This is a genomic window from Enterobacter sp. 22452 (assembly GCF_052045065.1).
Classification (GTDB): Bacteria; Pseudomonadota; Gammaproteobacteria; order Enterobacterales; family Enterobacteriaceae; genus Enterobacter; species Enterobacter mori.
The window spans coordinates 54159-68535 of the sequence record NZ_JBQEOB010000006.1; the positions used below are offsets into that span (position 1 = coordinate 54159).

General features: G+C 57.9%; 15 protein-coding genes and 1 other annotated feature. Of the genes, 13 read left to right on the forward strand and 2 right to left on the reverse strand.

Features of this window, described 5'->3' with window-relative positions; genetic code table 11:
* The first annotated feature begins 149 nt into the window (after positions 1-149).
* From dgoR to ACTJJA_RS17500, 6 genes are all read left to right on the forward strand, one after another.
* The gene (dgoR, locus tag ACTJJA_RS17475) at positions 150-839 is read left to right on the forward strand and encodes a D-galactonate utilization transcriptional regulator DgoR (RefSeq protein WP_003861109.1); all 690 of its coding nucleotides are present in this window, start codon (positions 150-152) and stop codon (positions 837-839) included.
* Complete coding sequence (locus ACTJJA_RS17480; protein ID WP_420985505.1) at positions 836-1714, forward strand: 2-dehydro-3-deoxygalactonokinase; 879 nt, start codon at positions 836-838, stop codon at positions 1712-1714. Before dgoR ends, ACTJJA_RS17480 begins: the two co-directional genes overlap by 4 nt.
* The gene (locus tag ACTJJA_RS17485; protein WP_440668797.1) at positions 1698-2315 is read left to right on the forward strand and encodes a 2-dehydro-3-deoxy-6-phosphogalactonate aldolase; all 618 of its coding nucleotides are present in this window, start codon (positions 1698-1700) and stop codon (positions 2313-2315) included. Before ACTJJA_RS17480 ends, ACTJJA_RS17485 begins: the two co-directional genes overlap by 17 nt.
* Positions 2312-3460 carry a galactonate dehydratase gene (gene dgoD, locus ACTJJA_RS17490; protein WP_023309812.1) on the forward strand — a complete coding sequence of 383 codons (1149 nt, stop codon included), beginning with the start codon at positions 2312-2314 and terminating at the stop codon, positions 3458-3460. The genes ACTJJA_RS17485 and dgoD overlap by 4 nt, the downstream gene beginning before the upstream one ends.
* A 180-nt stretch (positions 3461-3640) precedes the next feature.
* The gene (locus tag ACTJJA_RS17495; protein ID WP_440668798.1) at positions 3641-4978 is read left to right on the forward strand and encodes an MFS transporter; all 1338 of its coding nucleotides are present in this window, start codon (positions 3641-3643) and stop codon (positions 4976-4978) included.
* A 51-nt stretch (positions 4979-5029) separates the two neighbouring features.
* Entirely contained in the window at positions 5030-6259 is a 1230-nt protein-coding gene (locus tag ACTJJA_RS17500) for a DUF3748 domain-containing protein (RefSeq protein ID WP_440668799.1), read from the forward strand.
* On the opposite strand, the gene ACTJJA_RS17505 is transcribed toward ACTJJA_RS17500, so the two are convergent.
* The gene (locus tag ACTJJA_RS17505; protein ID WP_010426547.1) at positions 6256-6588 is read right to left on the reverse strand and encodes a YceK/YidQ family lipoprotein; all 333 of its coding nucleotides are present in this window, start codon (positions 6586-6588) and stop codon (positions 6256-6258) included. The genes ACTJJA_RS17500 and ACTJJA_RS17505 overlap by 4 nt on opposite strands.
* A 248-nt stretch (positions 6589-6836) precedes the next feature.
* Positions 6837-6908: a sequence feature (ROSE (Repression Of Heat Shock gene Expression) occurs in the 5'-region of heat shock genes and acts as an RNA thermometer to modulate expression.), on the forward strand.
* On the opposite strand from ACTJJA_RS17505, the gene ibpA reads away from it, so the two are divergent.
* The 3 genes from ibpA (at position 6902) to ACTJJA_RS17520 (ending at position 9711) form a co-directional block, all read left to right on the forward strand.
* A complete protein-coding gene (gene ibpA / locus ACTJJA_RS17510; RefSeq protein WP_010426546.1) occupies positions 6902-7312 on the forward strand; it encodes a small heat shock chaperone IbpA in 411 nt (136 codons plus the stop codon). (Overlaps the previous feature by 7 nt.)
* 136 nt (positions 7313-7448) lie before the next feature.
* Entirely contained in the window at positions 7449-7877 is a 429-nt protein-coding gene (gene ibpB / locus ACTJJA_RS17515; protein WP_420985511.1) for a small heat shock chaperone IbpB, read from the forward strand.
* 172 nt (positions 7878-8049) lie between these two features.
* Positions 8050-9711: a putative transporter gene (locus ACTJJA_RS17520; RefSeq protein WP_218308928.1), complete on the forward strand. Its 1662-nt coding sequence runs from the start codon at positions 8050-8052 to the stop codon at positions 9709-9711.
* On the opposite strand, the gene ACTJJA_RS17525 is transcribed toward ACTJJA_RS17520, so the two are convergent.
* Positions 9679-10425, reverse strand: a complete 747-nt coding sequence (locus tag ACTJJA_RS17525) for a GntR family transcriptional regulator (RefSeq protein ID WP_440668800.1) — start codon at positions 10423-10425, stop codon at positions 9679-9681. The two genes, ACTJJA_RS17520 and ACTJJA_RS17525, sit on opposite strands and share 33 nt — an antisense overlap.
* A gap of 221 nt (positions 10426-10646) precedes the next feature.
* Between ACTJJA_RS17525 and ACTJJA_RS17530 the strand changes: the two genes are divergently transcribed.
* The 4 genes from ACTJJA_RS17530 to ACTJJA_RS17545 all read left to right on the forward strand — a co-directional run bounded on the left by ACTJJA_RS17530 (position 10647) and on the right by ACTJJA_RS17545 (position 14365).
* Positions 10647-12269, forward strand: a complete 1623-nt coding sequence (locus ACTJJA_RS17530; protein WP_440668801.1) for an alpha-glucoside-specific PTS transporter subunit IIBC — start codon at positions 10647-10649, stop codon at positions 12267-12269.
* Positions 12266-13588, forward strand: a complete 1323-nt coding sequence (locus tag ACTJJA_RS17535) for a 6-phospho-alpha-glucosidase (protein WP_440668802.1) — start codon at positions 12266-12268, stop codon at positions 13586-13588. The genes ACTJJA_RS17530 and ACTJJA_RS17535 overlap by 4 nt, the downstream gene beginning before the upstream one ends.
* Before the next feature lie 92 nt (positions 13589-13680).
* Positions 13681-14028 (forward strand): YidH family protein, encoded by a 348-nt coding sequence (locus ACTJJA_RS17540; RefSeq protein ID WP_202774586.1) that lies wholly within the window; start codon positions 13681-13683, stop codon positions 14026-14028.
* On the forward strand, positions 14018-14365 hold the full coding sequence (locus ACTJJA_RS17545) for a DUF202 domain-containing protein (protein ID WP_440668803.1): 348 nt from the start codon (positions 14018-14020) through the stop codon (positions 14363-14365). Before ACTJJA_RS17540 ends, ACTJJA_RS17545 begins: the two co-directional genes overlap by 11 nt.
* Positions 14366-14377: the final 12 nt, after the last annotated feature.

The following is a 14377-nucleotide window of genomic DNA, read 5'->3' on the forward strand; positions in this document are numbered from 1 at the left end:
TGATCTGGATTGTAGTACAACATTAAATGATTGTACTACATTACCACCACAGCAAAGACGAACGCCCTCACGTTTGTACTGCAAAAGTGAGGTGAAATTCAGCGGTCGCGGTAAAGTAGTGATGGACATACAGAGCACAAGGACTCTCCATGACTCTCAATAAAACCGATCGCATCGTCATCACGCTGGGCACCCAGATTGTGGGGGGCAAATACGTTCCCGGTTCGCCGCTGCCAGCAGAGGCTGAACTGTGTGAGGAGTTTGAAACCTCGCGCAACATCATCCGGGAAGTGTTCCGCTCGCTGATGGCGAAACGGCTGATTGAAATGAAACGGTACCGCGGCGCGTTTGTTGCCCCGCGCAACCAGTGGAACTACCTCGATACCGACGTTCTGCAGTGGGTGCTGGAAAACGACTACGACCCACGGCTTATCGGCGCGATGAGCGAGGTACGAAACCTGGTTGAACCGGCCATCGCCCGCTGGGCGGCGGAGCGCGCAACGTCCGGCGATTTGGCGCAGATTGAGTCGGCTTTAAACGACATGATCGCCAATAACCAGAACCGGGAGGCGTTTAACGAGGCGGACATTCGCTACCACGAAGCGGTGCTGCAGTCGGTGCATAACCCGGTATTACAGCAGCTTAGCGTGGCGATCAGCTCGCTACAGCGAGCAGTATTTGAACGTACCTGGATGGGCGATGAGGCCAACATGCCGAAAACGCTCCAGGAACATAAAGCGCTGTTCGATGCGATACGGCATCAGGATGGCGATGCGGCAGAGCAGGCGGCACTTACCATGATCGCCAGCTCGACACGAAGGCTGAAGGAAATCACATGACATCTCGCTACATCGCAATTGACTGGGGATCGACCAATCTTCGCGCCTGGCTTTATAAGGGCGAGCAGTGCCTGGAGAGCAGGCAATCAGAAGCAGGCGTGACGCGCCTGAACGGTAAATCCCCCGAGGCGGTGTTAGCAGAGGTCACACAAAACTGGCGCGATAGCGCCACGCCGGTGGTCATGGCGGGTATGGTCGGCAGTAACGTAGGCTGGAAAGTTGCGCCTTATCTGCCGGTTCCCGCCCATTTCTCCGCTATTGGCGAGCAGTTAACGTCCGTTGGCGACAATATCTGGATTATTCCCGGCTTGTGCGTCTCTCGCGACGATAACCACAACGTGATGCGCGGCGAAGAGACGCAGCTGCTTGGCGCGCGCACGCTTTCTCCTTCTTCTGTCTACGTCATGCCCGGAACGCACTGCAAGTGGGTCCAGGCTGACGCTGAGCAAATCCACGATTTTCGCACCGTGATGACCGGCGAGCTGCATCATTTGCTGCTCAACCATTCACTGGTGGGAGCCGGTTTGCCGGAGCAAGAAGCCTCGTCAGAGGCGTTTGCTGCCGGGCTTGAACGTGGGATCGCTTCCCCTGCCGTTTTGCCACAGCTTTTTGAGGTTCGCGCCTCGCACGTGCTGGGAAATCTCCCGCGCGAACAGGTCAGCGAATTTCTCTCCGGCCTGCTGATTGGCGCAGAGGTCGCCAGCATGCGTGATTTCATCGCGCACGAGCAGGCCATTACCATTGTCGCCGGCGCATCGCTGACGTCGCGCTACGAGCAGGCGTTCCGCGCCGTTGGGCGTGATGTTGCAACGGTATCCGGCGACACGGCATTTCAGGCAGGAATAAGGAGCATCGCTCATGCAGTGGCAAACTGATCTTCCCCTTATCGCAATTTTGCGCGGCATCACGCCCGATGAGGCGTTAGCCCACGTCGGCGCGGTTATCGACGCCGGGTTCGACGCGGTGGAAATTCCGCTTAACTCTCCGGAGTGGGAAAAAAGCATTCCGGCCGTGGTGGAGGCCTTCGGCGATAAGGCGCTGATTGGCGCAGGCACCGTGCTGCACCCGGAGCAGGTGGATGAACTGGCGAAAATGGGCTGCAAGCTTATCGTCACGCCCAACATTCAGCCTGAGGTGATCCGCCGCGCGGTGGGTTACGGCATGACCGTCTGCCCGGGATGCGCCACCGCTACGGAAGCCTTTGCTGCCCTGGATGCGGGCGCACAGTCGCTCAAAATTTTCCCGTCATCGGCTTTTGGACCGGACTACATCAAAGCGCTGAAAGCGGTATTGCCTGCCAGCGTGCCGGTCTTTGCCGTGGGCGGCGTAACGCCAGAAAACCTGGGCCAGTGGATGAGCGCGGGCTGTGTGGGCGCGGGGCTGGGCAGCGATCTCTATCGCGCCGGGCAGTCCGTGGAACGTACCGCACAGCAGGCGGCAGCATTTGTGAAAGCGTATCGAGAGGCAGTGAAATGAAAATAACCAAACTCACCACGTACCGTTTACCCCCTCGCTGGATGTTCCTGAAAATCGAAACCGATGAAGGGGTTGTGGGCTGGGGCGAACCGGTGATTGAAGGACGCGCGCGCACCGTAGAAGCGGCGGTGCACGAGCTGGGTGAATACCTGATTGGTCAGGATCCGGCACGCATCAACGACCTGTGGCAGGTAATGTACCGTGCGGGCTTCTACCGCGGGGGGCCGATTCTGATGAGCGCCATCGCCGGTATCGACCAGGCGCTGTGGGATATCAAAGGCAAAGTGCTGAACGCGCCGGTCTGGCAGCTGATGGGCGGCCTGGTGCGCGACAAAATTAAAGCCTACAGCTGGGTCGGCGGCGACCGTCCTGCGGAAGTGATCGACGGCATCACGCAGCTGCGCAACATTGGCTTTGATACCTTCAAGCTCAACGGCTGCGAAGAGATGGGCATTATCGACAACTCGCGCGCGGTGGATCGCGCGGTGAATACCGTGGCGCAAATCCGTGAAGCCTTTGGCAACGAGATTGAGTTTGGCCTGGATTTCCACGGCCGCGTCAGCGCGCCGATGGCCAAAGTGCTGATTAAAGAGCTGGAGCCGTATCGTCCGCTGTTTATCGAAGAGCCGGTGCTGGCCGAGCAGGCCGAGTACTATCCTAAACTGGCTGAACAGACCCACATTCCTATCGCGGCGGGTGAACGCATGTTCTCGCGCTTCGAGTTCAAACGCGTGCTGGAAGCGGGCGGCATTGCCATCCTGCAGCCGGACCTCTCTCACGCGGGCGGCATCACCGAATGCTACAAAATTGCCGGGATGGCCGAAGCTTACGATGTGGCGCTGGCGCCGCACTGCCCGCTCGGACCGATCGCGCTTGCTGCCTGTCTGCACGTCGACTTTGTCTCCCGCAACGCCGTGTTCCAGGAACAGAGCATGGGGATTCACTACAACAAGGGTGCGGAACTGCTCGATTTTGTGAAAAATAAAGAAGACTTCTGCATGGAAGGCGGTTTCTTTAAACCGTTAACGAAGCCGGGCCTTGGCGTGGAAATTGACGAAGCCAAAGTCATTGAGCTGAGTAAAAACGCGCCGGACTGGCGTAACCCACTGTGGCGTCATGAGGACGGCAGCGTAGCCGAATGGTAAATGCGCGTCATACTTCGCGCTGGTGATGCGTTGGCTGCGTTTTCTTACCCCGGTCACATACTTTTGTATGCTCCCGGGGATGCGAAAACTTGCCGCCTTCCCCCAGCACGAATTATTTAGCGCATTCTGTTTACGTTTTTAATTAAAAAAACCAAATATACCCTCTGTAAATTACAGGGCATGGTGAGCGGCTTCGCTATGCCCAAAATCTGGAGACAGATTGCGATGGATATTCCAGTTACTGCTGCAAAAACCGGGCGTCGCCGCTACCTGACGCTAATCATGATCTTTATTACCGTGGTCATTTGCTATGTCGACCGCGCCAACCTTGCCGTGGCATCGGCCCATATTCAGGAAGAGTTTGGCATCACCAAAGCGGAAATGGGCTACGTCTTCTCGGCGTTTGCCTGGCTGTATACGCTCTGCCAGATCCCCGGTGGCTGGTTCCTTGACCGCGTGGGTTCACGTCTGACCTACTTTATCGCCATTTTCGGCTGGTCCGTGGCGACCCTGTTCCAGGGCTTCGCGACCGGGCTGATGTCGCTGATTGGCCTGCGCGCCATCACCGGTATTTTCGAAGCGCCCGCGTTTCCCACCAACAACCGCATGGTGACCAGCTGGTTCCCGGAACATGAGCGTGCGTCTGCCGTCGGCTTTTACACCTCCGGGCAGTTCGTTGGCCTGGCGTTCCTGACGCCGCTGCTGATCTGGATCCAGGAGCTGCTGAGCTGGCATTGGGTGTTCATCGTCACCGGCGGGATTGGCATTATCTGGTCGCTGATCTGGTTCAAGGTTTACCAACCGCCGCGTCTGACCAAAAGCATCACCAAAGCCGAGCTGGACTACATCCGCGACGGCGGTGGCCTGGTGGATGGCGATGCGCCGGTGAAAAAAGAGGCGCGCCAGCCGCTGACCAAAGCGGACTGGAAGCTGGTCTTCCACCGTAAGCTGATGGGCGTGTATCTGGGCCAGTTCGCGGTGACCTCCACGCTGTGGTTCTTCCTGACCTGGTTCCCGAACTATCTGACCCAGGAAAAGGGCATCACCGCGCTGAAAGCGGGCTTTATGACCACCGTACCGTTCCTGGCGGCGTTTTTCGGCGTGCTGCTCTCCGGCTGGCTGGCCGATAAGCTGGTGAAAAAAGGCTACTCGCTGGGCGTGGCGCGTAAAACGCCGATTATCTGCGGGCTGCTGATCTCAACCTGCATCATGGGTGCCAACTACACCAACGATCCGGTGTGGATTATGACCCTGATGGCGGTGGCGTTCTTCGGAAACGGTTTCGCCTCTATCACCTGGTCGCTGGTGTCGTCTCTTGCGCCGATGCGGCTGATTGGCCTGACCGGCGGCGTGTTCAACTTTGTCGGCGGGCTGGGCGGGATCACCGTACCGCTGGTCATCGGCTACCTGGCGCAGGACTACGGCTTCGGCCCGGCGCTGGTCTACATCTCCGCCGTGGCGCTGATTGGCGCGCTCTCCTACATCCTGCTGGTGGGTGATGTGAAACGAGTAGGCTAATCCCTGCGGATGTTTTACCCTGATGCACTCACCGTGCATCAGGGTATCCTCATGAAACAAATCACCTTCACTTCCCGCCATCACCAGCTCACGAATATTAATACCTGGACGCCGGATAGCCAGTGGCTGGTCTACGACGTACGCCCGTCTGGTGCGTCATTTACCAGCGAAACCATTGAGCGGGTCAATGTCGTTACGGGTGAGGTGGAGGTGATCTATCGCGCCACTGACGGCGCGCATGTTGGCGTGGTGACCGTTCATCCCGCACAGGATAAATACGTCTTTATCCACGGCCCGAAAAACCCGGACGCAGACTGGCACTATGATTTTCATCATCGTCAGGGAGTGATTGCCTGTAACGGTCAGGTGAGCAATCTTGACGCGATGGATATCACTGCGCCCTACACCGCAGGCGCGCTGCGCGGCGGCAGCCATGTGCACGTCTTTAGCCCGAACGGGCAGCTCGTCAGCTTCACCTATAACGACCACGTGCTGCACGAGCGCGATCCGAAGCTCGATTTACGCAACGTCGGCGTGGCTGCGCCTTTCGGCCCGGTGAACCCGCAGGGGAATCATCCGCGTGAATATCCGGGAACCTTCTGGAGCGTGCTGGTCAGCCGCACCACGCCTAACCCGCAGCCGGGCAGCGATGAAATCAACCGCGCCTATGAAGAGGGCTGGGTAGGCAACGACAGGCTGGCGTTTATCGGCGACACGCTGTCTGAAAAGGGCGAAAAAGTACCCGAGCTGTTTATTGTCGCGTTACCGCAGGACGAGCAGGGCTGGAAACGAGCGGGCGATGCGCCGCTGCAGGGAACGCCAGAGACTCTGCCAGCGCCACCTGCCGGGGTGATGCAGCGTCGATTGACCTTCACTCACCAGAACCGTTATCCGGGGCTGGTGAACGTGCCGCGCCACTGGGTACGCAGTAATCCGCAGGGGACGCAGATTGCCTTTCTGATGCGTGATGATAACGGCATTGTGCAGCTGTGGCTGATCTCTCCTGAGGGCGGCGAGCCACGCCAGTTAACCCATACGGAGAACGGGATTCAGTCTGCATTCAACTGGCACCCTTCCGGGAACATGCTGGGATGTGTTCTTGAAAACCGGATCGCCTGCTGCGACGCGCAGACCGGAGAGGTGACGTTTTTGACGTCCGATCGCGGCAATCCACCGTCTGCGGATGCGGTTGTGTTCTCGCCTGACGGGCGCGCTATCGCCTGGATGGAAGAGACGGACGGTTTCCGCCAGCTGTGGCTAACGGAAACCGCTGAGGACTAACGTGGGGGCATTGCAGCGGGCGGGATGACGGCGTTGGTCGCCAGATTTTCCTGCTCGCTTTTCTCAACGCGTGAGCGCACGGAACTGTCCGTGCGGAACATGTCCCACGGGAGTAGCAGCGTATCGGCGACTGCCGTGAAAGGCATATCCAGGATAACCAGAGATTTGGTTCCCCAGTTTGTGTCGTCATCGGAAATCATGGCCGCACTGGCGCGCGTCCCCGGATATGTTCCTTCTTTACCGCCGGTGTGAGACATCACGCTCGAGCACCCGCAAAGTAATACCACCCCGCTGAACGCTGTCAGCTTTATCAGAACATTTTTCATCATCACTCAGTCATCGTTAATAACACTGCATCGACCTGCAACTCAGGGTTATAGCGAGCCTTACCCTAAATGAATAGCCCGAAAACCCCGCACTGTGGCAGCCATCGCAATTTAACTCTTTGTGCTGTTGTCCCAGTCTAAGCGACAACCCGCAAAGTGCAAAAAAATCTCACATAAACACGCTTGAAAAGCCCGTATCCAGACCCATTTTAAGAATGTGGCCCGATAACGAACTCGCCTGATGGGTGTTCGGGGGCACAAAGGCCTGTCCATGGTGGAAGGCTACAATTTCTCGCTGATTTCAGGAGTTTTATTTATGCGTAACTTCGATCTTTCTCCGCTATACCGTTCTGCAATTGGTTTTGACCGCCTGTTTAACCATTTAGAAAATAACCAAAGCCAGAGCAACGGCTACCCTCCATACAATGTTGAGCTGGTTGACGAAAACCACTACCGCATCGCCATTGCCGTCGCCGGTTTTGCAGAAAACGAACTGGAGATCACCGCGCAGGACAACCTGCTGGTGGTGAAAGGTTCCCATGCGGCCGAGCAGAAAGAACGTACCTACCTTTATCAGGGCATCGCCGAGCGCAACTTTGAACGCAAGTTCCAGTTAGCCGAGAACATTCACGTTAAAGGCGCGAACCTGGTCAACGGCCTGCTGTTTATCGAACTGGAACGTGTGATTCCGGAAGAGAAAAAACCGCGCCGTATCGAAATTAATTAATTACGCGGGTCGCGTGAGCGGCCCACCCAGAATTGCTTGCCGTAACGGGAGCATATGCGAATCCATCAGGATTTGCAGGAACAACTGCGCACAAAATTAAACTGTGCCGAACTCGCTTCTCAGAAGGAGATTTAGTATGCGTAACTACGATTTATCCCCCCTGCTGCGTCAGTGGATTGGTTTTGACAAACTGGCTAATGCCCTGCAAAGCACCACCGAGCAACAGACGTTTCCGCCGTACAACATCGAAAAAAGCGACGATAACCACTATCGCATCACCCTTGCGCTGGCCGGTTTCCGCCAGGACGATCTGGATATCCAGCTTGAAGGCACGCGCCTGACCGTGAAAGGGACGCCGGAAAAACAAGAGACCGAGACCAAATGGCTGCATCAGGGGCTGGTTAATCAGCCGTTTAGCCTGAGCTTTACCCTGGCAGACCATATGGAAGTGTCCGGCGCGACGTTTACCAACGGGCTGCTGCATATCGACCTGCTCCGCAACGTGCCGGAAGCCATCGCGCCGCAGCGTATCGCCATTAGCGATCGGCCGGCGTTGAACAGTTAACAAGCCCTCCGATCCTGTAGGTCGGGTAAGGCGTAGCCGCCACCCGACAATACTCACAGACATCACGAAGCCCTGCCCCGGCAGGGCTTTTTTGTGCGCCATCGCCCATACAATCGCATCTGGCTCTGAGAGAATCCTTAGCATAACTAAGGTTATGCACAGGAAGTGGATCATGAGTGATATCGCGTTAACCGTCAGCGTGTTGGCCCTGGTCGCTGTTGTTGGCCTGTGGATTGGGAATATCAAAATCCGTGGCGTCGGGTTTGGGATAGGCGGGGTACTGTTTGGCGGCATTTTTGTCGGGCACTTTGCCGACCAGCTCGGGCTGGTCCTCAGCGCCGAAATGCTCCACTTTACTCAGGAGTTCGGCCTGATCCTCTTCGTCTATACCATCGGCATTCAGGTCGGGCCGGGCTTTTTTGCTTCACTTCGGGTCTCCGGATTACGGCTCAACCTGTTTGCCCTCGGCATTGTGGTGATGGGCGGACTGGTCACCGCGATCCTGCACAAAATCTTCGATATCCCGCTGCCCGTGGTGTTGGGCATTTTCTCCGGAGCGGTCACCAACACGCCAGCGCTCGGCGCGGGCCAGCAAATCCTGCGCGATTTGGGTATCGAACCCGGCATTGTCGACCAGATGGGGATGAGCTACGCCATGGCCTATCCGTTTGGCATTTGCGGCATTCTGCTCTCCATGTGGCTGGTGCGGGTGCTTTTTCGCGTCAACGTTGAAAAAGAGGCGATGGATCATGAAACCACGCTCACCAACGGCCATATGCCGATCAAAACCATCAATATTCGCGTCGATAACCCCAACCTGAACAATATGGCAATTCAGGACGTGCCGATCCTCAACAGCGCCAACATCATCTGCTCCCGCCTTAAGCGTGACGATATGCTGATGGTGCCCGCGCCCGGCACCGTCATTCAGCAGGGCGATCTGCTGCACCTGGTCGGTCAGCCCGGAGATTTAAATAACGCCCGTCTGGTGATTGGTCAGGAAGTGGATACCTCGCTCTCAACCCGCGGCACCGATATGCGCGTCGAGCGCGTTGTCGTGACCAATGAAAAGGTTTTGGGCAAGAAAATACGCGATCTGCAGGTAAAAGAGCGCTATGACGTGGTGATCTCCCGCCTTAACCGTGCAGGTGTCGAACTGGTGGCCAGCCAGGACGCCAGCCTGCAGTTCGGGGATATCCTCAACCTGGTCGGCCGCCCGTCGTCCATCGACGCCGTGGCGGATATGGTGGGTAACGCCCAGCAAAAACTGCAACAGGTTCAGATGCTGCCGGTGTTTATCGGTATCGGGCTCGGCGTGCTGCTCGGCTCTATTCCTGTGTACGTGCCGGGCTTCCCGGTCGCGCTCAAGCTGGGACTGGCGGGCGGGCCGCTGATTATGGCGCTGATCCTCGGGCGTATCGGCTGTATCGGGAAGCTCTACTGGTTTATGCCGCCGAGCGCCAACCTGGCGCTGCGCGAGCTGGGCATCGTGCTGTTCCTGGCGGTGGTCGGCCTGAAATCCGGCGGCGATTTTGTCGATACCCTGGTCAGGGGGGAAGGGATGAGTTGGGTCGGCTACGGCATATTCATCACGGCGATCCCGCTGCTGACGGTGGGCATACTGGCGCGGATGTTCGCCAAAATGAACTACCTGACGCTGTGCGGCATGCTCGCGGGCTCGATGACCGATCCGCCCGCGCTGGCCTTTGCCAACAACCTGCACGCCACCAGCGGCGCGGCGGCGCTGTCCTATGCCACCGTCTACCCGCTGGTGATGTTCCTGCGTATCATCACTCCGCAGCTACTGGCAGTGCTGTTCTGGGGGATAGGCTAGCAGGTCGTCCGGGTGGATGCGCCGCAGATGGTAGTCCACCTGGTAATCGCTGGTATTTCGGAACATCACGGAATAATTGAGGAACTCGCCGCTGTCGCTGTAGGAGAGAGACGTAATGCGCAGCAGTGGCGTCTGCTCCGGCAGGTTCATATAGCCGGCCAGCGTTTTATCTGCCAGCACCGGCGTCAGGCTCTCGTAGTTGCCGCTGATGGTGATCCCGCACTCCTTCTCGATGTAATCAAACTTTGACCCTTCAAGATGCGCCAAAGACAGGTTGCGAAACAGCTTCACCGGCATAAAGCTGTCCTCCAGCATCAGCGGCTTCCCGTCCACGTAGCGCACCCGCCGGGAAAAATAGATCCGCTCATCCACCTGAATCCGCAGCTGGCTGGCGATGGCGGGTGGGGCGGGCATAACTTCGAACTGCAGCACCTTGCTCTGCACCTCTTTTCCCTGCTGACGCAGCACTTCCACCAGCCCGGTCAGGTTGGTGGTTTCGTGGTGAACGTCTTTGCGCGACACAAAGGTTCCGCTGCCGTGCCGCCGCTCAACCAGCCCCCAGCTCACCAGCAGATCCAGCGCCTTGCGGATGGTCATTCGCGCCACGCCAAACTCCTGCGCCAGCGCTTTTTCGCCGGGCAGCGGACTGCCGATGTTGTAGTCCGATGAATTCAGCCGCAGCCGCAATCTGTCGGCGATAGATTTGTAGATCACCAGTAGACCTCTCTGCCCTTATTAGCGCGTGGATTGCGTCCTGACATGTCCATGTTTACCGCTAAAAGTAGACCTGATTGGTCAAAATAAAACCATGAATGGGATCACGAATCGCAGCGGCACGCCATGTTCGCGCATCAGTAAGTTCTTATGCTCACCTCAGGCCAGCAAAAAACCATAAAGGCCTCTACCCCTACAGGTTGTTTCATGAGGATTTAAAAATGCTCAGTCAAATACAACGTTTTGGCGGTGCCATGTTTACCCCGGTGTTGCTGTTTCCGTTCGCCGGGATCGTGGTGGGAATCGCCATCATGCTTCGCAACCCGCTGTTTGTCGGCGAGGCCTTAACCGCTCCCGATCATCTTTTCGCGCAGATCGTTCACATCATTGAAGAGGGCGGCTGGGCAGTGTTTCGCAATATGCCGCTGATTTTTGCCGTCGGCTTACCGATTGGCCTGGCGAAGCAGGCGCAGGGCCGCGCCTGTCTGGCGGTGCTGATTAGCTTCCTGACCTGGAACTACTTCATCAACGCGATGGGGATGACCTGGGGCCATTTCTTTGGCGTCGACTTCTCCGCCGAACCGACGGCGGGTAGCGGGTTGGCGATGATTGCCGGGATCAAAACGCTCGATACCAGCATCATCGGCGCCATTGTGATTTCAGGCATCGTTACCTCCATCCACAACCGCTATTTTGACAAGCCGCTGCCGGTCTTTCTGGGGATTTTCCAGGGCAGCTCCTTTGTCGTTATCCTCGCGTTCTTCGTCATGATCCCCTGCGCCTGGCTGACGCTGCTGGGCTGGCCGAAAGTGCAGATGGGCATCGAGTCCCTGCAGGCGTTCCTGCGCTCTGCCGGTGCGCTGGGCGTGTGGGTGTATACCTTCCTGGAACGCATTCTGATCCCAACCGGATTGCACCACTTCGTCTACGGTCCGTTTATCTTCGGCCCGGCGGCGGTGGAAGGCGGTATTCAGGTCTACTGGGCGCAGCACCTGCAGGCGTTCAGCCAAAGCACCCTGCCGCTGAAAACCCTCTTCCCGGAAGGCGGATTCGCGCTGCACGGCAACTCAAAAGTGTTTGGCTCGGTGGGGATTGCATTCGCTATCTGGTACACCGCGTCGCCGGAAAACCGCGTCAAGGTGGCGGGCCTGCTGGTCCCGGCTACGCTCACCGCCGTGCTGGTGGGCATTACTGAACCCCTCGAATTCACCTTCCTGTTTATCTCGCCGCTGCTGTTTGCCGTGCACGCCGTGCTGGCAGCCACCATGGCAACGGTGATGTACGCCTTCGGCGTGGTCGGGAACATGGGCGGCGGCCTGCTGGACCAGTTCCTGCCGCAAAACTGGATCCCGATGTTCCATAACCACGCCTCGACGGTATTCACCCAGATCGGCATCGGCGTCTGCTTCACCGGGATCTACTTCGTGGTCTTCAAAACGCTGATCGAACGTCTGAACCTGAAAACGCCGGGCCGGGAAGAGAGCGAAATCAAACTCTACAGCAAGGCCGACTATAAGGCGGCGCGCGGGCAAACCACCGCCCCGGCGGCGGCCAGCCAGCAGGTCGGGCAGGCTGCCGGATTCCTTCAGGCGCTCGGCGGCGCGGCCAACATCGAAAGCATCAACAACTGCGCCACCCGCTTGCGTATCGCGCTGGTCGATATGGCGAAAACCCAAAGCGATGACGTCTTCAAAGCCCTCGGCGCCCACGGCGTGGTGCGACGCGGCAACGGCATTCAGGTGATTGTCGGCCTGCACGTTCCGCAGGTGCGCGACCAGCTGGAATCGCTGATGAAAACTCCTTTAACAAATGAACAAACCACCCTGACAGAGGCTATATCATGAAAAAATTCTCAGTTGTCATTGCAGGCGGCGGCAGCACCTTTACGCCTGGTATCGTCCTGATGCTGTTAGCCAACCGTGACCGTTTCCCGCTGCGCGCCCTGAAGTTCTATGACAACGACGGCGCGCGTCAGGAGACCATCGCCGAAGCGTGCAAAATTATCCTCAAAGAGCAGGCGCCGGAGATTGAATTCAGCTACACCACCGATCCGAAAGCGGCGTTTAGCGATGTGGATTTCGTGATGGCGCATATCCGCGTGGGCAAATACCCGATGCGCGAAAAAGATGAAAAAATCCCGCTGCGCCACGGCGTGCTGGGCCAGGAGACCTGCGGACCGGGCGGGATTTCCTACGGCATGCGCTCTATCGGCGGCGTGCTGGAGCTGGTGGATTATATGGAGCAGTACTCCCCGAATGCGTGGATGCTGAACTACTCCAACCCGGCGGCGATTGTCGCGGAAGCCACGCGCCGCCTGCGTCCGAACGCTAAAATCCTCAACATCTGCGATATGCCGATTGGCATTGAAGGGCGCATGGCGCAGATTGTCGGCCTGAAGGACCGCAAAGAGATGCGCGTGCGCTACTACGGCCTGAACCACTTCGGCTGGTGGACGTCGATTGAAGATCTCAACGGCGACGACCTGATGCCGAAACTGCGCGAATACGTGGCGAAAAACGGCTATGTTCCGCCTTCGGAAGATGCGCATACCGAAGCGAGCTGGAACGATACCTTTGCCAAAGCCAGAGATGTGCAGGCGCTGGATCCGGACACCATGCCGAACACCTACCTGAAGTATTACCTGTTCCCGGACTACGTGGTCGCGCACTCCAACCCGGAACGCACCCGCGCCAATGAGGTCATGGATCACCGCGAGAAGCACGTATTCAGCGCCTGTCGGGCGATTATCGAAGCCGGTAACTCCGCCGCCGGTGAGCTGGAAATCGACGAACATGCGTCGTACATCGTCGATCTGGCAACCGCGATTGCCTTTAACACCCAGGAGCGGATGCTGCTGATTGTGCCAAACAACGGAGCTATCCATAACTTTGATGCCGACGCGATGGTGGAGATCCCGTGCCTGGTAGGCCATAACGGTCCTGAGCCGCTCACGGTGGGCGATATTCCACACTTCCAGAAAGGGCTGATGAGCCAGCAGGTGGCGGTGGAAAAACTGGTGGTGGATGCCTGGGAGCAGCGCTCGTACCAGAAACTCTGGCAGGCGATCACCCTGTCGAAAACCGTGCCGAGCGCGTCCGTCGCGAAAGCGATTCTGGATGACCTGATCGAGGCCAACAAAGCGTACTGGCCAGAGCTGCATTAATCGTCCTGACCGGCATCGCCCGATGCCGGTCTCCTTGTCCTTGTCGATTTACGCTATGCTGAAGCCTGCCCGTAGCACGACAAGGAACCTTCATGAAAATTTCCCGCCTCGGTGAAGCCCCGGACTACCGCTTCTCTCTGGCTAATGAACGCACTTTTTTAGCGTGGATCCGCACGGCGCTCGGTTTTCTGGCGGCAGGCGTAGGCCTCGACCAGCTCGCGCCTGATTTCGCCACGCCGCTGATCCGTGAAGTGCTGGCGCTGCTGCTGTCCCTGTTTGCGGGCGTGCTGGCGATTTACGGCTACCTGCGCTGGCTGCGCAATGAGAAGGCGATGCGTCTGAAGCAGGATCTGCCCTATACGCGCGGGCTGCTGATTATCAGCACGATTCTGCTGACGGTGGCGGGCGTGGTAATGGTACTGGTGTTCTATGGCGGATAGCCGCAAAGCGCGACGCGAAGCGGACCCCGGCCTGCAGCCGGAGCGGACGTCCCTCGCGTGGCTGCGCACGCTGCTGGGGTATGGCGCGCTGATTGCCCTGGCGATTAAGCACAACTGGCACCGCACCGGGATGCCATTCTGGATTTCGCTGGTTGTGCTGGCGCTGGTGGCGATTATTTTATGGAGCTATACCCGCAGCCGTAACCTGATGGACGTGGCGCAGGATGACTTTGTACAGCCGAAGGCGGTGCGGGATAAGTTCCTCATCGCCCTGGCCGTGCTGTCTCTGTCTTTACTCTTTGCAGTTACTCACATTCAGCAAATTGTGAGCTTATAAGCCCGGTGGCGG